Below are 26,661 nucleotides of genomic sequence, written 5' to 3'. Positions count from 1 at the left end.
GAAATTCTACCGATCGGTCTGCGTCATGTCGAACGCAACGGCAGTTATGCTCGCTGCAATGCATCTCTTGCCGAATGGAGGGCCGCAGCCATGAATCCCGTCAAGCGGCTGCTAGTCGCAACCGATCTTTCCGCTCCGGCGCGTCACGCCGCCGACCGCGCCGCGCTCGTGGCCCGCGAAGTGGGCGCGAGCCTTGACCTGTTCCATGTCGCCAATGTCACGGCGCTGGAAAAGCTCCGCCTCCTCATTGCCGAGGTCCCGGCCGAAACCGGACAGCGGGTCCTCGATTCGGCACGGGAAGAAATGCGCGAGCTGGCGGCAAATCTGCTGAAGCATCACGGCATAGCAGCAGGGGTCCAGGTCGCATCGGGTCCGGTGCTGGCGGAAATCATCGGCCGCGCCGACACGATATCCGCCGATCTCCTCGTGCTCGGGGCACGCGGCAGCAGTTTCATGCGACACCTGTTGATCGGCACCACCGCCGAGCGGATGGTGCGCAAGACGCGCTGGCCGATGCTCATCGTCAAGCAACCTCCCCACGAGCCGTACCGGACACTGCTCGTGCCGGTCGACTTTTCGCCGTTTTCGCTGCGGGCGCTGCGCAATGCGCAAGCCGTCGCGCCCGCGGCGGACGTCGTGTTGCTGCACGCGTTCGAAGTGCCTTTCGAGAGCAAGCTGCGATTCGCGGGTATCGAAGATGACCTGCTTGCCCGTTATCGCATCGCCGCCCGGCAGGAGGCGCTGGCGAAACTGCGCGAGCTGCGCGACGAAGTGGGGTTGCCGCTGGAGCGCACGCGCCTGATCGTCGTCCACGGCGATGCGTCGCGGAACATCATCGAGCAGGAGCAGGAACAGGATTGCGACCTGATCGTGATGGGGAAGCACGGCGAAAGCATGCTGGAGGACTTGCTGCTCGGGAGCGTCACCAAGCACGTGCTGGCCGAGTCTCAGGGCGACGTGCTGGTGTCCGTCTGAACCGCGGCTGGCCGGGACGAAGCGCCGGACAGGGCCGTGCCCTGCACCGGCCCGGCTGCAAGCACTCGCGATCCACCACTGTCTGTCCTCGTTGTTCCGGAAGGTCGAGAGTGCTCGGACTTCCGGCACAAAAAAGCAAAAAGCCCGACCATGCGGCGGGCTGATGCCTTCATGTTGCTGGTGCCGACAATCTGACTCGAACAGATGACCTACCGCTTACAAGGCGGTTGCTCTACCAACTGAGCTATGCCGGCGCGGGCCGGATTATAGCGCAACTGCGGGTGGAGACTGGCACACCTCGATCTTCCGGCTGCCGCGCGGGTTCGCTGCCCCCGGGACGCTGCAGCGGGGTCTAGCGGATCGGGGTGTCGTCCTGGAAGCGGCAGTAGATCTCTTCCACTTCCTCGCGGCAGTCGAGCAGGGCCGCGATGGTGGGTGCGTAGAGCTTGGCGCCACCCATCCGGGCGATTTCGTCGAAGGCGTTGTCGAGCGTCCAGGCGGCCTTGTAGCTGCGGGCGCAAGCGAGGGCGTCGAAAACGTCGGCGGTTGCGACGATGCGGGCTTCGAGCGGGATTGCCTCGCCCGTCAGTCCGTTCGGGTAGCCGCTGCCGTCCATGCGTTCGTGGTGGGCGCTGACGATGTTGCGCAGCATGTCGATGTTCTCGAGGCCGGCAAGGCTGAAATCGTTGATCAGCCGTTCGGCCATCTGGACGCCCATCGCGACGTGCTCGCGCATCACGTCCCGCTCGGCGTCGTCGAGTCGCCCGGGTTTGAGCAGGATGCTGTCGGGGACGCCGATCTTGCCGATGTCGTGGAGCGGGGCGAACAGGAAAACATGTTCGATGTAGTCGTCGGACAGGCCGTGGGCCGGCGCGAGTTCCCGTGCGATCAGGCGCGCGTAGCGTGCCATGCGGTCGAGGTGGGCGCCGGTCTCGAGATCGCGCACATGCGTGAACTGGCTTGCGAGCCGCAGGCCGCCGACGAGCATCTGCACCGTTGCGAGCTCCTGCGTGACGATCATTCCGATGAGGTGGCCGGAGAGAAGCAGGTCGGCGACGACAGGGTCGGGGAAAGCGTCGCGCGTGCGCGAATCGAAGAACAGAAAGCCGAGCAGCTGCTCGTTCTGCATGATCGGGACCGTCAGGCTCGAGCGGTAGCCTTCGTGGAGCAACCAGCGGGAATGCGGCGAATGGCCGCTGATCGAAGTGCCCAGGTCGTTGAGGACGCGCGCCTTGCCGCTCTCGGCGATGGCGCGCAGCGAAGACACGTCGGCGATCGGGCACTCGTATGCCCGCAGTGAGGTACCGCTGTCGGTGCTGTCGACGAACGTTCGCAGCCGTTTCAGGGCGGGGTCGTAGAGCGCGACGGCGAGGCGTTCGACGACCGGATGTTGCGCGTGGATGCGCTCATGTACGCCGCGCATCTTTGCCGCTACCGAGGAGAAATGCAGGTTGCTCGCTTGGCGAGCGGCCGAGGCGGCGAATTCCTGCCAGCTTACCGGGGCGTCCATAACCTTGACCTCGCGACCCATTTCGGGAATTGCTGCTTCGCTGCCGGGAGGCAGTGTCGAGATCGACAAGACCTAGAATTGGCCCTGCGTCGTGCGCAGTTTTTCGATATCGGGGATGTGAATCGTGCGTCCCTCGACACAGATTAACCCGGCTTCAATGAGTTCGTGCAGGATGCGGGAGAAATGTTCCTGGGTGAGGTTCAGGCGCGACGCGATCGTGCCTTTGCTGGTCGGGAGGCGCACCGACACGTAACCGCTCGTCCTGGGCTCGCCGTCGATTTCTTCCTGGCGCAGGAGGTAGCCGACGATGCGCTCGCGTCCCGAGCGCAGCGAATACGTCTCGACGTCGGCGATCAGGTGGTGCAGGCGGTGCGACAGGCCGGCGATGATCTTGCGACAGAACACCGGGTCCCGGTCCATCTCGTCGAACACGACGGTCTTCGAGATGTGCAGCAGCTTGCAGTCGGTCAGCGCCTGAGCCATCACGACGTAGGGCTTGTCCATGAACATCACCGCCTCGCCGAACGTCTGGCCCGGAAGGATGATCTCGATGACTTTCTCGTGCCCCTCGGCGGACGTGAATGCGAGCTTGACCTGGCCGGCCAGCACCAGGTGGAAGCCGTGGCAGGGGTCGCCCTTGTGGAACACCACGCAGCCCCGGTCCACGTTCTGCTCGCGTACGCCGTGGGCGAAGCGGGCGATCTCGGCGGGACTGAAGCCGCTGAGGAGCGGTACGTGCACGAGCAGCCTGCACAAGCGGTCGGTCTCGGCGTGCTCTTGCCGGATGGCGGGAGGGGCTGCGGAAGAGAGGGTTTCGCCCCGGATTCCGGGCGAACAAGCAATACGCGGCATGATTACCGTGTCAGTTGAGCGTAGAACAGTGGAAGCCGTGCCGGCAATTCTTCCGGCTTGCGAATCACCGCATAACCGGCCGGTCCGAACAGGTGCGGCAGGTAGCCCGCGCCCTCGCGGTCGATTGTCACGCAGAACGGGACGAGCCCCTGTTTGCGCGCTTCGCCGACGGCGATGCGGGTGTCCTCGATGCCGTAACGTCCTTCGTACAGGTCAAGATCGTTCGGTTTGCCGTCGGACAGAATCAGCAGGATGCGCCGGGCGGCCTGTTCGGCTGCGAGCAGTTGGCTGGCGCGCCGGATCGCCGCGCCGAGCCGAGTGTAGTAGCCGGGCTTGATCGCGCTGATGCGCCCGCGGATGCGATCGTCGAAGCGGTCGCCGAAGTCTTTCAGCCGATGGAAGCGGACCTGGCTGCGCTTGACCGACGAGAACCCGGCCATCGCGAAGCGATCGCCGGTCGCGCCGAGCGCCTCGCCGAACAGCAGCAGCGCGTCGCGGATGACGTCGATGACGCGCGCTTCGCTCGATACCCAGCTGTCGGTCGACAGCGACAGGTCGGCGAGCACCATGCAGGCCAGATCGCGTTCGCGCTTTTCGAGCGACAGATACAGTTGATCGGACGGATTGCGCCCGACCGCGCGGTCGGTCTGCGCGCGGACCACCGCGTCGAGGTCGAGTTCGGTGCCGTCGGGGCGCGCCTTCAGCCAGCGCCGGCCGGGCTGCAGCGCGGCGAACTGCTGGTGCAGTCGTCGCGCGGTGCGCCGCAGCGGTTCGGGCAGCGGGCAGGGCGGGGCGTCGCGCGCGGCGAGCTCGGCCAGACGCACGTGATCCTGCAGCAGCACGCCTTTGCGGTAGTCCCATTCCGGCAGCGGGATGCCGGCGCCGAGCACGATGTCGTCCTCGGCTGCCGAAGGGAGGTCGAGATCGAAGCGCACTTTCGACGCGACGCGGTCCGTGTCCTGCGCGAGCGACAAGTGATCGAGATCGCGGGCGGCGCTGGCGGCATTCGGATCGGGCTCGTCGTCGGTGGGACGGTTGACACGCAGGAACTCGGCGACCGCAAGCAGGCTTTCGGCGCGGAAGAAGATCAGCAGGCCGTTCTTTTCCTGCGGCATGTCGACCTGCTCGGCGCGGTGAGCGTGGCGCTCGTTTTCATCGAACGACGGCGGCGGCCCGCCGTCGGCGGTTTGCTCGGGGTCGGCGCCGGTGTTGCGCCGGCTCGCGGCGGTACCGGACAGGGAACCGGTGAGCCACAGCAATACCGGCTGTGCGGGGGGCGTCCCGGCCGGGACCGGCGGCAGCGCACGGACGGTGCCCGGCGCTTCGAGCGCCTGGCGAATCGCCCGTTCGCGTTCGGCTTCGGCCGCGGGGAGTTTCTCGGGACGCGGGCGCGTCGGCAGATAGGCGGCAACGAGGCGCCGGTAGCGCGACTCGATCCCTGGCCACGCGTGCAGCGCCGCGCAGGTCGCGAACTGGTTGCAGCGGAAATCGTTGTCGGCCGCGTCCGGCCCATCCGCTTCGATACCGTCGTGCGCGGCCGCGAGCGCGGCGAGCCACAGGTAGAGGTCGCGGTTCAGCGAGCGCTCGGGAAAAGCGTCGATCTCCGGCGGCAGCCGCAGCGTCGAGGCGTCCATGCGTGCCCGGGCGGCGCGTTCGCCGGCGCCCGCGATGCGTTTCAGCAGGCTGCGCCGCGCGCCATGTTCGTCCTCCGTGGCGGCGGCGACGCGCAGGCCGGGATCGCCGCCGAGGGCGCGGAAAAACACGCCGGCGGTGCGTTCGATCTCCTTCAGCTTGACGACCGCCTCGGGGTGATTGCCCAGCGCAGTGCGGGTGACCCAGCGGTGCCAGAGTTTGCCAACGACTTCTTCCATCCTAGCGTTCCTTGCCGGAGCGGAACCCGGCTTCATTCTGGCGGGCGGCTTCGCTGCTCACCCACGCGAGCAGCGGCCCCTGGGGGTTGTCGCGCTGGCTCTGCTCGCAGGCTTCGACGCACTGCGCGCACTGCGTGCAGGTGAACATCAGACGCTTGATGTTGCGCGGGGTCAGCCGCATCGGGCAGACCGCGTCGCAGGCCGATTGCCGCTCGGGCAGGCAGCTTGCGCAGTCGACGGCGCGCTTTCTTTGGAAGCCGACGACCATCGCGTCGCGGTTGCTCATCCAGGCCAGGCTCTGGAACAGGCCGACTGCGCAGGCGTAGCGGCAGAAGAGGTGACGGGCAAAAAGGAATTCCATCGTCAGCACGACGGTCGCCGCGGAGAGGAAGATCGTCTGGTTGCGCGTGAACGCGCCGCCGAAGAGGTTGCCGTAGACTTCGGCCGGAGGCAGCAGGTAGCTCAGAAACACCACCGACCACAGGAACGCGAAGAACACCGCGGCCGGCACGACGACGGCCCACCACCGGGCGTCCGGTCGCCACGGCGTGCCGTCGGCCTTCCATGGCGGCAGCGGTTCCCGGACCCACACGCTCGGTTTGCCCGATGCGCGCTGCATCAGCTTGTTGATCGTTTCGACGACCGAAAAATGCGGGCACAGCCAGCCGCAGTAAAGTCGCCCCCACTTCCACGAGACCCACAGGAAAGCGGCCGCGCCGACGAGGATCGGCACGAACAGCCGGAACATCACGTTCGAACCGGCTTCGAGCGCGCTGATGCGGCCGGCGACGAAATCGTCGAGCCCCAGGCGCCATTCCATGCCGAGCAGCCACGCGTGGCCGGCGACGAGGTCGTAGCGGAACAGGTCAAGCACCGGGGCGAGAATGAACAGCGTGAAAAAGCCGATCTGGAATGCGATGCGCTTCTTCTGCGTGCGGTTGTGCCCGGCCGGTTTCGCCGCGGCGATCGGGATGACCCGGCGGGACGGCCTGCGTGCGCCATCCGGCCTGTCGGCCTGAACCGAATCGGGCGACGTCTGGGGTGAAAGTGGCGAGAACTGCGGGGCGTTCATGGTCTACTCGACGAGCTTCGGGCCGATGAGGGGAAAACGGTAAGGGCGGGCGAGCATCGCGCGGTTCAGACCGATCACGCCGAACAGGATCAGCATGGCGTGGAAGCAGACGAAGTACAGCACCCCGACGACCCACGACCACGGGTTCGTGAAGCCGCCGAGCAGGAACACCGCCACGCTGACCCCAACCAGCAGGCCGCCTCCCCACAGGCTGGCGACGACGGTCTGCTTGAGGTGATTGCGCGCGAGCGCCGGTGCGCTGAGCCGATGCCGCCACCACAGCACGACAAGAATGATGAACGCGAGGCCGGGGGCGATCATCAGGTTCACGAGGAACAGCGATTCGGCCGCCACCGCGAGCGGCGGACCGGGCATGTCTTCCTTCAGCAGATCGTGTTCGGCCTCTGGCATCGCGTCGATTCCTTGCGGTCGGACCGGCTGCCGGCCGGGCTTCAGCGGCCGAAGGTCGCCGATACGACTTCCATCAATGCTTCGGCAACCTCCGGGTCGTCGGTCAGGCTCTCGACGATCGCCGCACGGCACGCGGTGACCGGGTCCATGCCGTCACGCACCAGCAGCGCCGCATAGACGAGCAGCCGGGTGCTCGCGGCTTCCTCGAGATCCTGGTCTTTCAGCGTACGCAACGCATGCGCGATCGACACCAGGCGACGCGCGAGGTCGGGAGCGCAGCTGGCTTCGCCGAGCAGGATTGATTCCTCGCGGGCGCTGGCGGGGAAATCGAAGCGCAGGCTGACGAACCGTTGCCGCGTCGACGGCTTCATGCCTTTCAGCAGGTTCTGGTAGCCGGGGTTGTACGAGACGACGAGCATGAACGACGGCGGCGCCGACAGCAGCTCGCCGGTGCGGTCGATCGGCAGGATGCGGCGGTCGTCGGCAAGCGGGTGCAGCACCACCGTGGTGTCCTTGCGCGCCTCGACGACTTCGTCGAGGTAACAGATGCCGCCTTCGCGCACCGCGCGTGTCAGCGGGCCGTCGCACCACACGGTCTGGCCATCGCCGATCAGGTGGCGGCCGACGAGATCGGCGGCCGTCAGGTCGTCGTGGCAGGCGACCGTGTAGAGCGGCAGGCCGAGCTTTGCCGCCATGTGCGCGACGAAACGCGTCTTGCCGCAGCCGGTCGGACCCTTGATCAGCAGCGGCAGGCGGTTTTTCCACGCGTGCTCGAACACGCTGATTTCATCGCCAGCCGGTTCGTAGAACGGAATTTCCATCAGGGGTGCTTCCATTTTCATGCTGCAAGTCCTTTCCAGTAGGCCAGGCCGATCATCGAGCATACCAGGAGCATCCAGCCGAGCGCGATCAGCGGCCACATCAGCGGTGCGCGGCGCAACGCCATGTAGTCGAGAATGATCAGGGTGCCCTTGGCGAACGCGATCGTCATCAGGAGGGCGGTGACAGCGGGGCCGGCATCGCCGCGTTCGCCGACCATCCACGTCAGCATCGTGGCGAAGATCAGTGCCGCCCAGATGATCGCGGCGCGATTCGGCGTGCCGTGGGACGAGGCATGCCGGGGGGAGGAAAGCGAGGATTGCATTGTCTTGGACCTCTCAGCGCATCACGTAGATCAGCGGGAACAGGATCAGCCACACCAGATCGACCATATGCCAGTATGCCGCGCCGGTCTCGATCCCGTTCATGTTGCCGGGGCCGTAGCGGCCGGTTCGAGCGCCGTTCCACATCGCGGCGATGATCACCAGGCCGAGGATCACGTGCATGAAGTGGAAGAACGTCAACGACAGGTAGAACATGTAGAACGTGCTCGACGACAGGCTGATGCCGGCACCGATCTTCTCCGCGTACTCGAAGATCTTCACGACGACGAAACCGGCACCGCACGCAAACGCTGCGGCCAGCCACGGCGCGGCGCGGCGACTGAATCCGGCTTCGGCGACCTGCACCGCGCGCACGACGAAAAAGCTCGAGGTCAGCAGCAGCACAGTATTGATCGCACCGGAGGTGCGGTCGAGCGTGAGCTGTTCGGCGTTGAAGAGTTCCACGTGATTGGCGCGCGTGAACGCGTACACGACGAAGAACACGCCGAACGCCAGCAACTCGGCGAGGATGAAAAACCATATCGCGAGGTCACCGGGAAGGCGTCGCGCCGTGGTCTCCGGCCCGGAGTTGCGGGCCATCAGGGCTTGGCTGCTTGTATTCATGGGGTCAGTCTAGGGAGCGTACCCCCTCTGGACCTTGATTCTGGTTAATTCATTCCGCGCAGATGTAACGAGAACGATTTGCGTGAGCAGGAAAAAAAAGGGCGGCTTGCGCCGCCCCGTGATTCTGTCCTTCAACGCCGTCGAAGGACTACTTTCGAGTCTGCTCAGGGGGTGATCAGCGGCTTGCTTTCACCCTTGACGAAGAAACTCGCGACGTAGGTGACCAGGCCGACCGCGAACACCACCCCCGCCCACAGGCGCATCCAGTAGAACAGCGAGATCTGGTCCTGCACCTGCATGAACGGCATCGGCGTGTCGGAGACGCGCTGCAGCCACACCTGCAGGATGCCGGCGGCGGTGAGGAACAGCGTGATGAAGACCATCGAGATCGTCATCAGCCAGAAGCTCCACATTTCAACCACCTGGGCGCGCTGGCTGTTGGCCGCACGACCGCGCAGCAACGGCATCGCGTAGCTGATGATCGTCAGCACCACCAGCACATAGGCGCCATAGAAGGCCATGTGGCCGTGGGCCGCGGTGATCTGCGAACCGTGCGTGTAGAAGTTCACCGGAGCCAGCGTATGCAGGAAGCCCCACACGCCCGCGCCGAGGAAGGCCATCACGCCGGTACCCAGCGCCCACAGCACGGCAGCCTTGTTCGGATGCTCGCGGCGGCGACGGTTCACCATGTTGAACGCGAAGACGGTCATCGCGAAGAACGGGATCGGTTCCAGCGCCGAGAAGATCGAACCCCACCACTGCCAGTAACCCGGCGTGCCGATCCAGAAGTAGTGGTGACCGGTGCCGATCAGGCCGGTGACGAGCGCCAGCGTGATGATGACGTACAGCCACTTCTCGATGACTTCGCGGTCGACGCCGGTGACCTTGATCAGCACGAAGGCGAGCATCGCGGCCATGATCAGTTCCCACACGCCTTCCACCCAGAGGTGCACCACCCACCACCAGTAGAACTTGTCCTTGACCAGGTTGCCCGGGTTGTAGAACGAGAACAGGAAGAAGATCGCCAGACCCCACAGGCCGAGCAGCATGACGATGCTGATCACCGTCTTGCGGCCCTTCAACATCGTCATGCTGATGTTGAACAGGAAGGCCAGTGCGACGATCACGATACCGATCTTCGTCAGCAGCGGCTGTTCGAGGAACTCACGTCCCATCGTCGCGAGGATGTTGTTGCCGGTCATCTCCGCGAGGGTGTTGTAGTCGACGAACAGGTAGCCGAGGATCGTCGCGGCGCCTGCGATCAGGAAGATCCAGAACATCAGCAGCGCGAGTTTCGGGCTGTAGAGCTCGGTTTCGGTTTCTTCCGGGATCAGGTAGTAGGCCGCTCCCATGAAGCCGAACAGCAGCCAGACGATCAGCAGGTTGGTGTGGACCATCCGGGCGACGTTGAACGGGATTTCCGGAAACAGGAAATCGCCGACGACGTACTGCAGGCCCATGGCCAGGCCGAACACGATCTGGCCGACGAAGAGACCGATCGCCGCTATGAAGTATGGCAGCGCGACCGATTGCGAGGTGTATTTCATGGTTTGTTATCCCCTTGAGGTTTTCGATTCGCTGCGCTCAGCCCTCGATGTTGGGAGGCCATTTCTGGGCGTTGATTTCGGAGGTGTACTTCAGGAAGGCGACCAGATCGTCCAGTTCCTGGTCGGTGAGATGGAACTGCGGCATCTGCCGGCGGCCGGGGGCGCCGGTCGGCTGCGACTGGATCCACGCCTTGATGAACTCCGGCCCGCGACGCGGGTAGACGTTCCCGAGCTCCGGTGCGAAGTACGCACCTTCACCCAGCAGGGTGTGGCAGCCGATGCAGTTGCGCGTTTCCCAGATGTGTTTGCCCGCCACCACCTGGGGTGTCAGGTTCGCGCTGTTGTCCGACTTGTGGAGGTTGGTCGTCGTGTCAACGGTCAACGCCACCAGAAGCAGGAAGAAGAACACTGTCCCGCCGTAGAAGATGTTGCGAGCCATCGCCTTTGTGAAGGTGCCGCTCATGGATTTCCCCTCATTGTTTTGTCATGCGTCCGCGTGGTTGATGGATAACCCGAAGGTTAGGCGCATTCTGAGCAGAGGGGGAGGGGGGCTCCATGATTTGAATCAAGTTACAAAAAACTGACCTCTTCCGGCGGCGTGATGTATTTCCTTGTCGATTCAATGGTTTTACGCGAAAAACCGCGAAACAGCAGGAAGTTTTTCGCCGCTGTCAACCACCCGTGCGCCGGGAATTGCTGAAAGTTCCCCTTCCAGCAATTCCGGCGGCGGTCGAGCGATGCCGGGCGGAAGTGGATTTTCCGGGCTTCGCATGCCGTCTGCGCAATTCCCCATCAAGCCATAGGCCCTCGCAGACCCGAGGCCGCCTCCGTGCGAGGCGACGATAAAAAAACCCGACCGGTTTCCCGGTCGGGTCCTGTATGGATCGAGCGAGGCTGGCGGTCAGGCGGTCGCGACCGGGATCTTGCCGATCTTCGCCTGCCACGTCTTCGGGCCGGTCTCATGCACGCTGGTGCCGTTCGAATCCACGGCGACGGTCACGGGCATGTCCTGCACGTCGAACTCGTAGATCGCCTCCATGCCGAGGTCGGCGAAGCCGACGACCTTCGCCGCCTTGATCGCCTTCGCGACGAGGTAGGCCGCGCCGCCGACCGCCATCAGGTAGGCCGACTTGTTGTCGCGGATCGCCTCGATCGCCGCCGGGCCGCGCTCGGCCTTGCCGACCATCGAGATCAGGCCGGTCTGCTCGAGCATCATGCGCGTGAACTTGTCCATGCGCGTCGCGGTCGTCGGGCCGGCGGGGCCGACGACTTCATCGCGCACCGGGTCGACCGGGCCGACGTAGTAGATGACGCGGTTGGTGAAGTCGACCGGCAGTTTCTCGCCCTTCGCGAGCATGTCGGCGATGCGCTTGTGCGCGGCGTCGCGGCCGGTGAGCATCTTGCCGTTCAGGAGGAGCACCTGACCGGGCTGCCACGACGCGACTTCTTCCTTCGTCAGCGTGTCGAGATTGACGCGCGTGGCGACCTTTGTGTCGGCCTGCCACGTGACGTCCGGCCAGTCCTCGAGCTTCGGCGCCTCGAGCTTCGCCGGGCCGGAGCCGTCGAGCTCGAAATGCACGTGGCGGGTCGCCGCGCAGTTCGGGATCATCGCCACCGGCAGGCTCGCGGCGTGCGTCGGGTAGTCGAGGATCTTGACGTCGAGCACGGTCGTCAGGCCGCCGAGGCCCTGTGCGCCGATGCCGAGCGCATTGACCTTGTCCATCAGCTCGAGGCGCAGTTCCTCGACGCGCGAAAGCTCTGCGCCGGAGGCGGCCTTCGCGCGCAGCTCGTGGATGTCGACCGGCGCCATCAGCGCCTCCTTCGCGAGCAGCATCGCCTTCTCCGGCGTGCCGCCGATGCCGATCCCGAGGATGCCCGGCGGGCACCAGCCGGCGCCCATCGTCGGCACGGTCTTGAGCACCCAGTCGACGATCGAGTCGGACGGGTTGAGCGCGTAGAACTTGGTCTTGTTCTCGGAGCCGCCGCCCTTGGCCGCACAGGTGACTTCGACGTGGTCGCCCGGCACGATCTCGTAATGCACGACCGCCGGAGTGTTGTCCTTGCTGTTCCGCCGTGCGCCGGCCGGGTCGAGCAGCACCGAGGCGCGCAGCTTGTTGTCGGCGTTGGTGTACGCGCGGCGCACGCCTTCGTTGACCATCTCCTGGACGCTCATCGTCGCGTCCCACTGCACGTTCATGCCGACCTTGAGGAAGACGACCGCGATCCCGGTGTCCTGGCAGATCGGGCGGTGGCCTTCGGCGCACAGGCGCGAGTTCGTCAGGATCTGCGCGATGGCGTCCTTCGCCGCCGGGTTTTCCTCGTGCTTCCAGGCCTCGCCGAGCGCCTCGATGAAGTCGAGGGGGTGGTAATAGCTGATGAACTGAAAGGCATCCGCGACGGACTGAATGAGGTCTTCTTCGCGAATCACGGTCATGATGCGTCTCCAAGGTGGCGGGGCAAGGGGCCGCAATTCTATCAGCCTGGGGCTGGATGCGTGTTGCAGTGCAGGAAGAGACCCGATTTACCGCCCCCGCAGGGCGTGTAAGTCCTGTGTAAGATAGCTGCTCTTAAATGCGGAGCAGATCGCGGAGCCTTTCGCGAACGACAATACAGGCTGGAACCAACCGGCCGCCCCGCAACAGGGCAGCTTCAACCATTCAGAACAGTTGAGGAGAGGTGAATATGTCGAACGAGCAGCAGACGCAGACCCGCATCTACAAGCCTTCGGAAGAAATGGTCAAGAACGCCGCGGTTTCCGGCATGGAAGCCTATCTTGCGTTGTGCAAGGAAGCGGAAGACGACTACGAAGGATTCTGGGCGCGCAACGCCCGCGAGCTGATCGATTGGAAGAAGCCTTTCACCGAGGGTCTCGACGATAGCAACGCCCCGTTCTTCAAGTGGTTCGCCGACGGCCAACTCAACGTCTCCTACAACTGCCTCGACCGCAACGTCGATAACGGCCTCGGCGACAAGGTCGCGATCATCTTCGAAGCCGACAGCGGCGAAGTCACCCGCGTCACTTACAAGGACCTGCTGTCGCGCGTCTGCAAATTCGCGAACGCGCTGCGCGGCATGGGTGTCAAGAAGGGTGATCGCGTCGTCATCTATCTGCCGATGTCGATCGAAGGCGTCGTCGCGATGCAGGCCTGCGCGCGCATCGGCGCGACCCACTCGATCGTGTTCGGTGGCTTCTCGGCCCAGGCGCTGCGCGACCGCATCAACGACGCCGGCGCCGTCGCGCTGATCACCTCCGACGGCCAGCATCGCGGCGGCAAGGCGCTGCCGCTCAAGCCGATCGCCGACGAGGCGCTGGCAATGGGCGGCTGCGAATCGATCCGGAATGTCATCGTCGTCAAGCGCACCGGCGCGGAAACCGCGATGGCGCAGGGCCGCGACCAGTGGTTCCACGACGTCTGCGCGAACCAGCCGGATACCTGCGAACCGGAATGGGTCGATGCGGAGCATCCGCTGTTCCTGCTCTACACGTCGGGATCGACCGGCAAGCCGAAAGGCGTTCAGCACTCGACCGGCGGCTACCTGCTGCACGCGATCATGTCGATGAAATACACCTTCGACATCAAGCCGGACGACGTCTTCTGGTGCACCGCAGACATCGGCTGGGTCACCGGCCACACCTTCATCACCTACGGCCCGCTCGCCTGCGGCACCACCGAGATCGTGTTCGAAGGCGTGCCGACCTACCCGGACGCCGGGCGTTTCTGGAAGATGATCCAGGATCACAAGGTCACGGTGTTCTACACTGCGCCGACCGCGATCCGTTCGCTGATCAAGGCCGCGGACAACAACCCCGCGGTGCATCCGAAGAAATACGACCTGTCGAGCCTGCGCATCCTCGGCTCGGTCGGCGAGCCGATCAACCCGGCGGCGTGGGAGTGGTACTACGAGAACGTCGGCGGCGGGCGCTGCCCGATCGTCGATACCTTCTGGCAGACCGAGACCGGCGCGCACATGATCACGCCGATGCCGGGTGCGACGCCGCTGGTGCCGGGTTCGTGCACGCTGCCGTTCCCGGGCATCCAGTGCGCGGTCGTCGACGAGACCGGCACCGAAGTGCCGAACGGGCAGGGCGGCATCCTCGTCGTCAAGCGTCCGTGGCCGTCGATGATCCGCACCATCTGGGGTGATCCGGAGCGCTTCAAGAAGTCGTACTACCCGGACGACTTCAAGGGCAAGCTGTATCTGGCCGGCGACGGCGCGATCCGCGACAAGGACACCGGCTACTTCACGATCACCGGGCGCATCGACGACGTGCTGAACGTCTCCGGCCACCGCATGGGCACGATGGAGATCGAGTCGGCGCTGGTCGCGCACGAGAAAGTCGCAGAAGCCGCGGTCGTCGGCCGTCCCGACGACCTGACCGGCGAGGCGATTGTCGCGTTCGTCGTGCTGAAGGGCGAGCGCCCGAGCGGCGAAGAGGCGAAGGCGATCATCAAGGAACTGCAGAACTGGGTCGGCCGCGAGATCGGGCCGATCGCGAAGCCGAAGGACATCCGTTTCGGCGAGAATCTGCCCAAGACCCGTTCGGGCAAGATCATGCGCCGGCTGCTGCGTCAGCTGGCGAAGGGGGAGGAGATTACCCAGGACACGTCGACCCTCGAGAATCCGGCGATCCTGGATCAGCTTGGCCAGCCGCTGAGCTGAACCCCTTGCGGGGCACGGGCCCGCAGAGGCCCGGCTCCGATCAGAACAATGAGGCAGTCACTCTGGCTGACCTGGGGGGACGAGGAGAAGGCGCGCGAAAGCGCGCTTTTTTTTTTGCAGCCTGCGGGCGCCGGCGGCGAAGGGCGAATTCCGCGTGTCGCTATAATCCGGAGGCCGTCGTCATCATGAGGAGTCCCTGATGCGCAAGGGTCTTGCCGGACAGCGGCTGGTGGCGGTTTTCCTGACCGGCGTGCTGCTGTTCAACTATCCGGTGCTTTCACTGTTCGACCGGCCCGAGCTTTTTCTCGGCCTGCCGATGCTGTGGTTTTTCCTGTTCGGCATCTGGGCGCTGCTGCTGATCGCAGTCGCGTGGATTGTCGAGCGTGGCGCACGCTGAGGATCGGCCGCATGCTCACCGGCACCGTCGTCGTCGTTGTCTCGTTCGCCTACCTGCTGCTCCTTTTCGCCGTCGCCTATTTCGCCGATCGCCGCGCGGAGCAGGGGCGCTCGGTGATCTCGAATCCGTGGACCTACGCGCTGTCGCTCGGCGTGTATTGCACGGCGTGGACCTATTTCGGCAGCGTCGGTCGCGCGGCCTCCGGCGGCGTGTGGTTCCTGCCGATCTATCTCGGCCCGACGCTGGCGATGACGCTGTCGTGGATCGTGATGCTGAAGATGATCCGCATCGCCAAAACCTACCGCATCACGTCGATCGCGGACTTCATCGCCAGCCGCTACGGCAAGAGCCATCTGCTCGGCGGGCTGGTCACGATCATCGCGGTGGTCGGGATGGTCCCGTACATCGCGCTGCAACTGAAGGCGATTTCGAGCGGCTATGCAGTGCTCACCGGGGAGCGCGACGGGCAGTTCTTTCCGCTCGCCTCGGTCAGCTGGGTCGGCGACAGCACGCTGTACGTCGCGCTGACGCTGGCGGTGTTCACCGTCCTGTTCGGCGCGCGCCACCTCGACGCGACCGAGCGGCACGAAGGCATGGTGGCGGCGATCGCGTTCGAATCGGTCGTCAAGCTGCTCGCCTTTCTGGTCATCGGCGTGTTCGTCACGTACGGCATGTACGACGGTTTCGGCGATCTCTTCACGCGCGCGTTCGCCCAGCCCGAGCTCGCCGGTCTCCTTACCGTCGAGAGCGCCAGCGGCGCCGGCTATGGCGGATGGTTCACGCTGACCCTGCTGGCGATGCTGTCGGTGATCTTCCTGCCGCGCCAGTTCCAGGTCATGGTCGTCGAGAACGTGAACGAACAGCACCTGCGCCGCGCGACCTGGCTGTTCCCGACGTACCTGTTCCTGATCAACATCTTCGTGCTGCCGATCGCGCTCGGCGGGCTGCTGTTTTTCGGCCGCGGCACGGTCGATCCCGACACCTTCGTGCTGTCGCTGCCGCTCGCCCACGGCCACGGCGCGCTGGCGCTGCTCGCGTTTGTCGGCGGACTGTCGGCCGCGACCGGAATGGTGATCGTCGAGACGATCGCGGTGTCGACAATGGTGTGCAACGACCTCGTGATGCCGCTGGTGCTGCGCAGCCGCAGCTTCAACCGCGCCGCGCATGGCGATCTCACCGGCCTGCTGCTGGGGATCCGGCGCGGCGCGATCCTGGTTGTGGTGCTGCTCGGGTATCTGTATTTCCGTCTCGCCGGCGAAGCCTACGCGCTGGTCAGCATCGGCCTGATCAGCTTCGCCGCGGTGGCGCAGTTCGCGCCCGTGATGCTCGGCGGAATGTACTGGCGCGGCGGCACGCGCGAAGGGGCGCTGGCCGGACTGCTCGCCGGTTTCGTCGTCTGGGCCTATACGCTGATGCTGCCGTCGGTGGCGAAATCGGGCTGGCTCGACCCGGCGTTCCTCGAGCACGGCCTGTTCGGCATCGCGCTCCTCAGGCCCGAGCAGCTGTTCGGGCTGCGGGGGCTCGACAACATCAGCCATGCGCTGTTCTGGAGCCTCACGGCGAACATCGCCTGCTATCTTCTCGTCTCGCTGCTGCGCGCGCCGACCGGGCAGGAGGCGAGCCAGGCGACGCTTTTCGTCGACGTCTTCCGGCGCGGCCGGACGTCACCGGCGATGTTCTGGCGCGGCAGCGCCCAGGTGCGGGACCTGCTGCCGCTGGTGGCGCGCTTTCTCGGCACCGCCCGCGCGGAGCGCGCTTTCACTGACTACGCCCGCCAGCGCGGGCTCGCCGGCATCGCACAGATCCAGCCCGATGCCGGGCTCGTGCAGTTCGCCGAGACCCAGCTCGCCGGGGCGATCGGCAGCGCCTCGGCGCGCGTCATGGTGTCGTCGGTCGTGCAGGAGGAGCCGCTGGGACTCGACGAAGTCATGGACATCCTCGACGAGGCCTCGCAGGTGCGCGCGTATTCGCACGAACTGGAAGAGAAATCGCTGGCGCTCGAAGCGGCCACCGCCGAACTGCGCGCGGCCAACGAGCGGCTGAAGGAACTCGACCGGCTCAAGGACGACTTCATGTCATCGGTGTCGCATGAACTGCGCACGCCGCTGACGTCGATCCGCGCATTCTCGGAAATGCTGCTCGACGATCCCGACATCGCTCTCCCCGACCGGATGCGGTTCCTCGGCATCATCGTGTCCGAGACCGAGCGCCTCACGCGCCTTGTGAACCAGGTGCTCGACCTGGCGAAGATCGAGTCCGGCCATGCGGAGTGGCACAACAGCGACATCGACATGTGCGCGCTCGTCGAGCAGGCCGTCGACACCACGGCCCAGCTGCTCCGCGACCGCGGCGCAACGGTCGAGCTGGTGCTGCCGGACGAAGCGCCGCACCTCAAGGCCGACCACGACCGGCTGGTGCAGGTGATGCTGAACCTGCTGTCGAACGCGGCGAAGTTCGTGCCGCAGGGCGCGGGCCGTATCCGCGTCGCGCTGATGTCCGAAGCCGGGCAGGTGCGCGTCGAGGTGTCGGACAACGGGCCGGGCATCCCGCCCGAGCTGCACGGCGTGATATTCGAGAAATTCCGGCAGGGTGGAGACGAGCGTTCGCGGCCGCAGGGCACCGGCCTCGGGCTGCCGATCAGCCGTCAGATCGTCGAGCATTTCGGCGGACGGCTGTGGGTGGAGTCGTCGCCTGGGCGGGGCACGGTATTTACGTTCGTGCTGCCGCTGCACGCTCCCCATCCCGACACGGTGGCTGTCGTGCAATGACATAGAATACCGGGGAGAGAGGGAGAAGCATGGCCAAAAAGATACTGATTGCGGACGATGAGCAGAACATCGTCATTTCGCTCGAATTCCTGATGAAGCGCGAAGGGTATGAGGTTTCGATCGCCAACGATGGCGAGGAGGCGGTCGCGCGAATCCGCGCCGAGTTGCCCGACCTGGTGCTGCTGGACGTGATGATGCCGAAGAAAAGCGGCTTCGAGGTGTGCCAGGAAATCAAGGCCGACCCCGACCTGCAGTCGGTGCGCATCCTGATGCTGACGGCAAAAGGGCGCGACACCGAGGTCGCCAAGGGGCTGGCGCTGGGAGCCGATGCGTACATGACCAAGCCGTTCTCGACGAAGGAGCTGGTGGAGCGCGTGCGCAGCATGCTCGCGGCGGGCTGACGGATGACGGCACGCACGCGTTTCCTGCTGGCGGTGATCGTCCTGGCGTTGCTGATGACCGGTCCGTTCGTCGTCACCGCACTGCTGGTCTGGCTGGAGACGAGGGAAGGCAGCAGGGAACTGCTGATCGATGTGATCGCGCCGCACCTGCCGCTGGGCACGCTGATGACCCTGATGGGCTTCGTCGTCGGCATCGCGGTGCTGCGCAACCTGTTTCGCCGCTACGTGCAGGGCCTCCTGAGGATGGGGGAGAACCTCAACCTGATGCTCGGCGCGAACCGCGAGTTCCGCGTCAAGGAGGACGGGCCGCCGGAAGTGAGGGCGCTGGCGCGTTACGTCAACGCCTTGGCCGAACAGCGCGACGCGTTGCTGCAGGACGTCGAGGCGCAGATCGCGCGGGCGAAGGAGTCGCTCGAGGAAGAGAAGAATCGACTCGCCGCGCTGATGTCCGAGCTGACGCAGAGCGTGCTCGTCTGCAACCTCGACGGACGCATCCTGCTCTACAACAACCGCGCGCGCACGCAGTTCCGCTCGCTGTCGCAGGCGCCGGCAGTGGCGAACGGCGGCGAGCTGATCGGGCTCGGGCGTTCGATCTACGGCGTGTTCGACCGCAACCTGATCAACCACGCGCTCGAGAGCATCCAGCATCGGCTGCGGCGCAGCAGCGTGCAGCCGGTGGCGAAATTCGTCACCACGACGCGTGCGGGCCACCTGCTGCGCGCGCAGATGGCGCCGGTGCTGTCGGTGGCGCAAGAGGGCGCCGCCGAGCGCAGCATCACCGGGTTCATCCTGATGCTCGACGACATCACGCGCAATTTCGAGAACGAATCGCGCCGCGACCAGATGCTGCACACGCTGACCGAGGGCAACCGCGCGGCGCTGGCGAACGTGCGGGCGGCGGCGGAAATGCTCGACTACCCTGACCTGCAGGGCGAACTGCAGGAGCGCTTTCGCAAGGTCATCCGCGACGAGGTGAGCGCGATGAGCCGGCGGCTCGACGAGACCGCAAACGAGTTCGCCGATGCGCTGAAGGCGCGCTGGCCGCTCGAGGAGATGCTCGGCGCGGACCTGGTCGCCGCGGCGCAGCGGCGCATCGTCAAGGTGCTGAAGGTGCCGGCCAAGCTGGAGGAGATCGACGAGTCGCTGTGGGTGAAAGTCGACAGCTTCTCGCTGCTGCAGGCGCTGACCTACCTCGCGAGCCGGCTGTCGGACGAGTTCGAGATACGCGAGGTGCGTTTCCGGCTGAGCGGGGCGGGGCGCCTGGTGCACCTCGACCTGATCTGGTCGGGGCAGGCGATGAGCACCGAGACGGTGATGAGCTGGGAGCTCGAACCGATGCGCTTCGCCGACGAAAACAGCCCGCTCACCGTGCGCGACGTCATCGAGCGCAATGATGGCGAGATGTGGCTGGAGCGCGAGAAGGTGCGCCACCGCGCGTTCTTCCGCATCGTGTTGCCGGCCGCGCTGCCACGGGAGGAGCTCGACCCGGCGGCGTTCCTTAAAGGCGAGGCGCGGCCCGAGTACTACGATTTCGATCTCTTCAAATGGTCGGAAAAATCGCACGCGCTCGAGGATCGCCTGCTCAGCGAGCTGACCTACACCGTCTTCGACACCGAAACGACCGGGCTCGACCCGTCAAACGGCGACGAGATCATCCAGATCGGTGCGACGCGCATCGTCAACGGCAAGCTGCTGCGCCAGGAATCCTTCGAGCAGCTGATCGATCCGGTGCGCGGCCTGTCGCCGGAGTCGATCAAGATCCACGGCATCACGCCCGACATGCTCGCCGGCCAGCCGACGATCGCCAAGGTGCTGCCGGCATTCCATGCGTTCGCGCAGGACACGGTGCTGATCGCGCACAACGCGGCGTTCGACATGCGCTTCCTGCAGCTCAAGGAGAACCTGACGGGCCTGCGCTTCGACCAGCCCGTGCTCGACACGCTGCTGCTGTCGGCGGTGGTCCATCCGAACCAGGAGTCGCACCGCCTTGAAGCGATCGCCGAGCGCCTTAATCTGACGATCATCGGCCGGCATACCGCGCTCGGTGACGCGATCGTGACGGCCGAAGTGCTGCTGAAGCTGATCCCCCTGCTCGCGGAAAAAGGCATCCGCACGCTCGGCGAGGCGCGCCAGGCGGCCGAAAAATCGTATTACGCGAGGGTCAAATATTGAACCCCGGATGGGTGCCCGTGACGGTGCGCGGGTTGCAGGCCGGCCACTGGGCTGAAGCGGTGCGGTCTTGACCACGCAGTCCGCCTTTGGCCGCCGCCTGCGGCGCTATTACGGCTGGTACACCGGCAGCTTTCTCGCGTTCGTCGGGCTGCTTGCGATCGGCGAACAGTTCGGCATGTCGCCGGGGGTCATCGGGCACGTGTTCCTGTTCGCGACGATCGCGATCTATGCCGGCATCGGCGTGATGAGCCGCACCTCCGACGTGTCGGAGTATTACGTCGCCGGCCGGCGGGTTCCGGCGGTCTTCAACGGCATGGCGACCGCGGCCGACTGGATGAGCGCCGCGTCCTACATCGGCCTGGCCGGCACGCTGTACTTTTCCGGCTTCGAAGGCCTCGCGTTCGTCACCGGCTGGACGGGCGGCTTCGTTCTCGTCGCGCTGCTGCTCGCGCCTTACCTGCGCAAGTTCGGCCAATACACGATTCCGGACTTTCTCGGCGCACGCTACGAAGGCAATGTCGCGCGCATCGTCGGGCTCGTCGCGACGGTGCTGGCGAGCTTCGTCTATCTCGTCGCGCAGATCTACGGCGTGGGTCTGATCACGAGCCGCTTCGTCAGCGTCGAGTTCGAGATCGGCCTGTTCGTTGGCCTCGCGGGCATCCTCGTCTGTTCGTTCCTCGGCGGCATGCGTGCGGTGACATGGACGCAGGTCGCCCAGTACGTGATCCTCATCGTCGCCTACCTCGCGCCGGTGGTGATCCTGTCGTACAAGGTCACCGGCATACCGGTCCCGCCGGCAGTGTATGGCAGCGTACTCGACAGGCTTTCCGCCAAGGAGACCGAGCTGTTCGTCGAGCCGCGCGAAATCGAGGTTCGCGAACGCTTCGGCCAACGCGCGGCGGATTACGAAGCGAAGATCGCCGCGCTGCCGGATTCGCTCGAGGAAGAACGGCGTTCGCTGATCGAACGCCTGAACCGGCTGCGCATCGACAACGCCGCGGCGCGCGAAATCGCGCACGCCGAACGGGCGCTGCGCGACCTGCCGAAGACGCCCGACCAGGCGCGGGCGACGTGGGAGCAGGCGCGCGTCGAGGCCGCCGGGCGGTCGCGGCCACCGCCCCGTCACGCCGAGGCCCACCCCGGCGACACGCCGGAGCAAAAGCGCGTCGCGCGCAACAACTTCCTCGCGCTGGTGTTCGTCCTGATGATCGGCACCGCCGCCCTGCCGCACGTGCTCGTGCGCTACTACACCACGCCGGGGGTCGTGGAAGCGCGACGCTCGGTTTTCTGGTCGCTGTTCTTCATCTTCCTGCTGTACGTCACGGCGCCGGCCTACGCGGTGTTCGCGAAGTGGGAGGTCTACAACAACCTCATCGGATCGAGTCTTTCGCTGCTGCCGAACTGGGTCGCGTCATGGGGCAAGGTCGGGATGGTCGCGATCGAGGACATCAATGGCGACGGCATCCTGCAGCTGGCCGAACTGCGCCTGAACACCGACGTGATCTTGCTCGCAACGCCGGAGATTGCCGGCCTGCCGTACGTCGTGTCGGGACTGGTCGCGGCGGGCGGACTCGCGGCCGCGCTGTCGACCGCGGACGGGCTGCTGCTGACGATCTCGAACGCGCTTTCGCACGACTTCTATTACAAGGTCGTCAATCCACACGCCTCGACGCAGCGCCGGCTGGTGATCGCGAAATCCCAGCTGCTCGTCGTCGCGGTGATCGCGGCGTGGGTCGCGTCGATGCGCCCCGACAACATCCTGTTCATGGTCGGCCTCGCGTTCTCGATTGCCGCCGCCGCGTTCTTTCCCGCGCTGGTGCTCGGAATCTTCTGGAAGCGCGCGAACCGCCCTGGAGCGGTTACCGGCATGCTCGCCGGGCTCGTGGTCACGCTGTACTACGCGGTGCGCACCCATCCGTTCTTCGGCGGTTCGATGGCGCAGGCCTGGTTCGATATCAACCCTATCTCCGCGGGCGTGTTCGGTGTCCCGCTCGGATTCGCGACGATCGTGCTGGTGAGCCTGCTGACCCGTCCGCCGCCCCCGGAGATCCAGGATCTCGTCGATTACGTGCGCTATCCGCGGCTCCCGGCGGACGACAGCGAGGCGCAGCCGGACTCCCTCGCGGCGCCGCGACGGCGAACTCAGAGTTGATCGGCGATCATCCCGCCGAGCGTCGCAGCGACGGCCGTCGATCGCGAATGTTTTTTATCGCGGCCCCCTTGCGCCGCGACCGCTGGCAACCAGCCATTCGGCCAGCGCGTCGGCCGGCATCGGCCGCGCGTAGTGGTATCCCTGCGCCTCGTCGCAGTTGAAGATGCACAGGAAGCGGTCGATATCCTCGCTTTCGACGCCTTCGGCGATGACCTGCAGCTTGAGGGTGCGCGCCATGCTGACGATCGCGCGCACGATCGCGGCGTCGTCCGGGTCGGTGGCGATGTCGCGGACGAACGACTGGTCGATCTTGAGCTTGTCGACGGCGAAGCGCTTCAGGTAGGCGAGGCTCGAATAGCCGGTGCCGAAATCGTCGATCGACAGGCGCACGCCGAGCGATTTCAGCCGTCGCAGCGTCTCGATGACGGATTCGGAGTCGACGAGCAGCAACGACTCGGTCAGTTCGAGTTCGAGCCGCGCCGGATCGAGGCCCGACAGCGATAGCGCCCGCACGACGCTGCGTTCGAGATCGCCGCGCCGGAACTGCACGGCCGACAGGTTGACCGCGACGCTCAGCTCCGGCAAGCCCTGCCGCGTCCAGCGGGCGGCCTGCATGCACGCTTCGCGCAGCACCCAGTCGCCGATCGGGACGATCAGGCCGCTGTCCTCCGCCGCCGGGATGAAGCGGCCCGGCGCGACCAGTTCGCGCTTGTCACAGTGCCAGCGCAGCAAGGCTTCGACACCGACGACATGACCGCTCGCGAGGTTGATCTGCGGCTGGTAATGCAGCAGGAACTCGTCGTTTTCGAGGGCGCGGTGCAATGCCGTGCGGAGCTGCAGCTGTTCGACGGCGTTGGCATTCATCTGCTCGGTGTAGAAGCGCCACGTATTGCGGCCGGCGCGCTTGGCCTGGTACATCGCGGTGTCGGCGTTCTTCAGCAGGGTGTCGAAATCCTTGCCGTCGTCGGGCCAGATCGCGATGCCGATCGACATCGTGTTCGTCAGCTCATGGCCTTCGAGCTCGAACGGGCGAGCCAGCGCGTCGACGATCTTCGCGGTCGCACTGTTGATGCCCTGAGGGTCGCGAATATCGGTAAGCGCAATCAGGAACTCGTCGCCGCCGAGGCGGCTGACGGTGTCGGTTTCGCGCAGGCACTCGCGCAGCCGCAGCGCCACCCCTTGCAGCAGGCCGTCGCCGGCGGGGTGGCCGAGGGTGTCGTTGATGGTCTTGAAATGATCGAGATCGACGAACAGCAGCGCGACTTTCGCCTGCGCGCGCTCTGCCCACGCGGTGGCCAGCGCGAAGCGGTCGCGGAACAACACGCGGTTCGGCAGACCGGTGAGCGCATCGTGATGGGCGAGATACTCGACGCGCGCCTGGGCTTCCTTGCGGTCGGTGATGTCGTGCACGAACGTGAGCACGTGTTTCTCGCCGTCGATGTCGATGTATTTGGACGACAGGCTGACCTGGCGCACCGCGCCGTTGCGATCGCACCCAACCGTCTCGAAATCGAGCACCGAACCGTCCTGCTGGAGTATTTCAAGCCAGCGCTGGCGGCTCGCGGGATCGGGCCACAGGTTGACCTCGACCGAAGTCTTGCCGATGAGGTCTTCACGTTTCCAGCCGAAGTGGATTTCGTACTTGTCGTTCACTTCGATGAATCGTCCATCCTCGACGCGCGTGATCGCGACCGCGAACGGTGCCGCCGTCATCGCGATGGAAAACCGTTCTTCGCTGTTGCGCAGCGCGGCTTCGGTGGCGCGCAGCTCGGTAATGTCCTGGATCGCGCCGCACACACGTACCGCCCGGCCTTCCCGGTCGTACTGGAGGTGGCCGTTCGCGCGCGCGATGCGCTGCGCGCCGTCGGAGCGGATGAGGCGGAATTCGCTGACATAGGAACGATTGTTCCTGACCGCGCCCTCGAGATCGCCGGCCACACGCTTGCGGTCGTCCGGATGAACGTGCGCGAGAAAGGCGCTGCCGCTGGGGGTGACCTGGCCTGGCGCGTGGCCGAGGAGGCGATCGGTTTGCTCCCCCCAGTGGAGGACGCCGCCAGGAAGCTGCCATTCCCAGTACCCGACCTGCGCCAGCAGGGTGGCCTCGGCGAGCTGCCGGCGGCTCTCCTTGACGGGCGTGATGTCGTGAAAAATCTCGAACTTGCTGAGCGTGCCATCGGGATTGCGGAACGGCATTTCGAACAGGTCATAGCTGCGCCCGCCGGGCGTCGTCCATTCCGCCTGCACCGACGCGCCCGCGAACACCGCGTCGTTGTTGCACCACGTACAGGCTTCGCTTCGGCCGTGGAGGTATTCGAAGCACTTGCGTCCGGCCGGTGCGCCGAACTGGCGTTCGAGCGCCGGGTTGAGATACTCGATGACGTGATCGGCGCCGACGATGTACGCGCCGTCGGGCAGCGCGTCGAGAATCCCTTGCAGGCGCGTGCGCTCGGCCGCGAGCACGGCGACTTCGGCCTGCGCGGTCTTCACGCGGCTGATGTCCGTATAGGTGAGCACGACGCCGTCGCGCACGCCGCCCTCGCCGTGGAACGGCAGCATCCGTTCCAGGTACCAGCGGCCGGCGACGTCCACCTCGCGCTCCAGGCCTTCGCCCGTGGCTGCGACGTGCTGGAGATCGGCCAGGAAGCGTGATGCGTCACCGGCGCGGTAGGTGATTTCCGACAGCGGACGGCCTGCGTCCGAGGCACGCAAGGCCAGAACGTCTTCGACGGCGGCGCTGAAGCGGCGCACGCGCAGCCCGGCATCGAGAAACACGGTGCCGATCTTTGTGCTCGCGAGCAGGTGATCGTAGTCGCGGTTCAGGTTTGCCAGCGCTGCATTGCGGTCTTCGAGTTCACGGTTGAGGATGTAGAGGTCTTCGTTGACCGACTTCAATTCCTCGTTGGCGCTCTGCAGCTCCTCGTTCGACGCGGTCAGTTCCTCGTTCGCGAGATCGATGTGCTCGTGGCTGCTCTTGAGCTCGACGATCATCTCGTGCAGCCGTTCGCGGGTCGCGAGCAGCTCCGCTTCGAGCTCCTCCGGCGTGCCTGCGCCGTTCGCGGGACGCGCGTCGGGCAGCGCCGTCACCGCCGACAGCGGGGGGAGGCCAATGCTGCCCGCGCGTGGCAGCGTGGCCGCCTGCTTGCGGTAAAGCTTGCCCGAACGATCGACTGTCATGAAGGCGCGCACCGCGTGTTCGCCGACGGTTTCGCTCGCGCCGAGCATCAAGAGGCCCTGCGGCTTGAGTGCGAAGTGAAGCTGCGCCAGCGCCTTCAGCTGCGATCCGTTCTGCAGATAGATCAGCAGGTTGCGGCACAGCGCGAGGTCGATGTGCGTAAAGGGCGGATCGGTCAGGAGATTGTGGCGGGCAAAGACGACATGCCGCCGCAACGTGCCATCGACGCGCCAGCCGTCGTGCGTGCGCTGGAAATAGCGCCGCAGCAGCGCTTCGGGGATCGCGCGCACTGCGTCGTCGCGGAACATTCCCTGCGAGGCGTCGCTCAGCACGCCAGGGTGGATGTCGGTCGCGAAGATCTTGACGTCGCCGGTGAATCCGAAGCGGCTCGCCGCGTCGAGCGCCAGCAGGGCCAGCGTGTAGGCTTCTTCGCCGCTCGCGCATCCGGCCGACCACAGCCGCAAGGCGTCAGCCGGATTGCGCCCGCGCAACATGTCGGGGAGCACTTCGTCGGCAAGCAGCGAGAACGCGGGCGGATCGCGGAAGAACTCCGTCACGTTGATCAGCAGATCGTGGCATAGCGCGTTGCGTTCGACGTCGTCCCGGACGATTTTCTCGCGATACGCGGACATCGTGTCGCAGCCCGCCAGCGTCATCCGCCGGCGCATGCGGCGCAAAAGCGTGCCGGTCTTGTAGTCCGAGAAATCCACCGCGCAGTGCCGGCGCAGCACATCGATCAGCGCGGCCATGTCGGGGAGCAACGGGTCGCGCGGGCCATCTTCCCACTGGGTTTCGGCGCAGGGCCGTTCGTCGATGCCATCCATGGGTCCCTTCCCGGCAATCTCCGCCTTGCTCACGCGCACTCTCCCGGGCCCTTCATCACGTCTGAACAGCAGCCGTCCCTGTCGGGCGGACGCGGCAGGGCAGGGGCCG

At 65.6% G+C, this 26,661-nt stretch carries 19 protein-coding genes and 1 tRNA gene; 7 read left to right on the top strand and 13 right to left on the bottom strand.

All coding sequences use genetic code 11. From position 1 onward, the window contains the following. The first annotated feature begins 90 nt into the window (after positions 1-90). Positions 91-975: a universal stress protein gene (locus tag GO606_RS16900; protein ID WP_169118132.1), complete on the top strand. Its 885-nt coding sequence runs from the start codon at positions 91-93 to the stop codon at positions 973-975. Positions 976-1,153: 178 nt separating this feature from the next. Here GO606_RS16900 and GO606_RS16895 read toward each other — a convergent pair. The 12 genes from GO606_RS16895 to GO606_RS16840 form a co-directional block, all read right to left on the bottom strand. After that, positions 1,154-1,229 (bottom strand) — tRNA-Thr (locus GO606_RS16895). A 98-nt stretch (positions 1,230-1,327) separates the two neighbouring features. Next, a complete protein-coding gene (locus GO606_RS16890; RefSeq protein ID WP_169118131.1) occupies positions 1,328-2,485 on the bottom strand; it encodes an HD domain-containing phosphohydrolase in 1,158 nt (385 codons plus the stop codon). A gap of 72 nt (positions 2,486-2,557) precedes the next feature. Next, the gene (locus GO606_RS16885) at positions 2,558-3,337 is read right to left on the bottom strand and encodes a Crp/Fnr family transcriptional regulator (RefSeq protein ID WP_169118130.1); all 780 of its coding nucleotides are present in this window, start codon (positions 3,335-3,337) and stop codon (positions 2,558-2,560) included. Positions 3,338-3,339: 2 nt separating this feature from the next. Continuing rightward, positions 3,340-5,208, bottom strand: coding sequence for a nitric oxide reductase activation protein NorD (locus GO606_RS16880; protein WP_169118129.1), 1,869 nt, complete (start codon positions 5,206-5,208; stop codon positions 3,340-3,342). A 1-nt stretch (position 5,209) separates the two neighbouring features. Then, positions 5,210-6,280 carry a 4Fe-4S binding protein gene (locus GO606_RS16875; RefSeq protein ID WP_211166595.1) on the bottom strand — a complete coding sequence of 357 codons (1,071 nt, stop codon included), beginning with the start codon at positions 6,278-6,280 and terminating at the stop codon, positions 5,210-5,212. A 3-nt stretch (positions 6,281-6,283) separates the two neighbouring features. Then, complete coding sequence (locus GO606_RS16870; RefSeq protein ID WP_169118128.1) at positions 6,284-6,691, bottom strand: hypothetical protein; 408 nt, start codon at positions 6,689-6,691, stop codon at positions 6,284-6,286. 41 nt (positions 6,692-6,732) lie between these two features. After that, the gene (locus GO606_RS16865; RefSeq protein ID WP_169118127.1) at positions 6,733-7,533 is read right to left on the bottom strand and encodes a CbbQ/NirQ/NorQ/GpvN family protein; all 801 of its coding nucleotides are present in this window, start codon (positions 7,531-7,533) and stop codon (positions 6,733-6,735) included. Next, positions 7,530-7,835 (bottom strand): cytochrome C oxidase subunit IV family protein, encoded by a 306-nt coding sequence (locus GO606_RS16860; protein ID WP_169118126.1) that lies wholly within the window; start codon positions 7,833-7,835, stop codon positions 7,530-7,532. Before GO606_RS16860 ends, GO606_RS16865 begins: the two co-directional genes overlap by 4 nt. A 13-nt stretch (positions 7,836-7,848) precedes the next feature. Next, the gene (locus GO606_RS16855; protein WP_425532222.1) at positions 7,849-8,433 is read right to left on the bottom strand and encodes a cytochrome c oxidase subunit 3 family protein; all 585 of its coding nucleotides are present in this window, start codon (positions 8,431-8,433) and stop codon (positions 7,849-7,851) included. Between the two features lie 188 nt (positions 8,434-8,621). Next, on the bottom strand, positions 8,622-10,004 hold the full coding sequence (locus GO606_RS16850; RefSeq protein WP_169118124.1) for a cbb3-type cytochrome c oxidase subunit I: 1,383 nt from the start codon (positions 10,002-10,004) through the stop codon (positions 8,622-8,624). 37 nt (positions 10,005-10,041) lie between these two features. Next, positions 10,042-10,467 (bottom strand): c-type cytochrome, encoded by a 426-nt coding sequence (locus GO606_RS16845; RefSeq protein WP_169118123.1) that lies wholly within the window; start codon positions 10,465-10,467, stop codon positions 10,042-10,044. Between the two features lie 438 nt (positions 10,468-10,905). Continuing rightward, complete coding sequence (locus GO606_RS16840; protein WP_169118122.1) at positions 10,906-12,438, bottom strand: fumarate hydratase; 1,533 nt, start codon at positions 12,436-12,438, stop codon at positions 10,906-10,908. Positions 12,439-12,686: 248 nt separating this feature from the next. Between GO606_RS16840 and acs the strand changes: the two genes are divergently transcribed. The 6 genes from acs (at position 12,687) to GO606_RS16810 (ending at position 22,556) form a co-directional block, all read left to right on the top strand. Next, the gene (gene acs / locus GO606_RS16835; protein WP_169118121.1) at positions 12,687-14,666 is read left to right on the top strand and encodes an acetate--CoA ligase; all 1,980 of its coding nucleotides are present in this window, start codon (positions 12,687-12,689) and stop codon (positions 14,664-14,666) included. Positions 14,667-14,865: 199 nt separating this feature from the next. Continuing rightward, complete coding sequence (locus tag GO606_RS16830; protein WP_211166594.1) at positions 14,866-15,063, top strand: hypothetical protein; 198 nt, start codon at positions 14,866-14,868, stop codon at positions 15,061-15,063. Between the two features lie 11 nt (positions 15,064-15,074). Next, positions 15,075-17,831, top strand: a complete 2,757-nt coding sequence (locus tag GO606_RS16825; protein ID WP_169118120.1) for a sensor histidine kinase — start codon at positions 15,075-15,077, stop codon at positions 17,829-17,831. A gap of 29 nt (positions 17,832-17,860) precedes the next feature. Next, positions 17,861-18,232 carry a response regulator transcription factor gene (locus GO606_RS16820; RefSeq protein ID WP_169118119.1) on the top strand — a complete coding sequence of 124 codons (372 nt, stop codon included), beginning with the start codon at positions 17,861-17,863 and terminating at the stop codon, positions 18,230-18,232. Between the two features lie 3 nt (positions 18,233-18,235). Further along, positions 18,236-20,404, top strand: a complete 2,169-nt coding sequence (locus GO606_RS16815; RefSeq protein ID WP_169118118.1) for a 3'-5' exonuclease — start codon at positions 18,236-18,238, stop codon at positions 20,402-20,404. A gap of 67 nt (positions 20,405-20,471) precedes the next feature. Beyond that, complete coding sequence (locus GO606_RS16810; protein WP_169118117.1) at positions 20,472-22,556, top strand: sodium:solute symporter family protein; 2,085 nt, start codon at positions 20,472-20,474, stop codon at positions 22,554-22,556. A gap of 54 nt (positions 22,557-22,610) precedes the next feature. On the opposite strand, the gene GO606_RS16805 is transcribed toward GO606_RS16810, so the two are convergent. Next, a complete protein-coding gene (locus GO606_RS16805; protein WP_169118116.1) occupies positions 22,611-26,552 on the bottom strand; it encodes an EAL domain-containing protein in 3,942 nt (1,313 codons plus the stop codon). Between the last annotated feature and the right edge of the window lie 109 nt (positions 26,553-26,661).

This window comes from Aromatoleum anaerobium, assembly GCF_012910705.2.
In the GTDB taxonomy this organism is placed as follows: Bacteria; Pseudomonadota; Gammaproteobacteria; order Burkholderiales; family Rhodocyclaceae; genus Aromatoleum; species Aromatoleum anaerobium.
The sequence above is the reverse complement of the archived record's forward strand: the minus strand, read 5'-3'. Positions and strand labels throughout refer to the sequence as shown.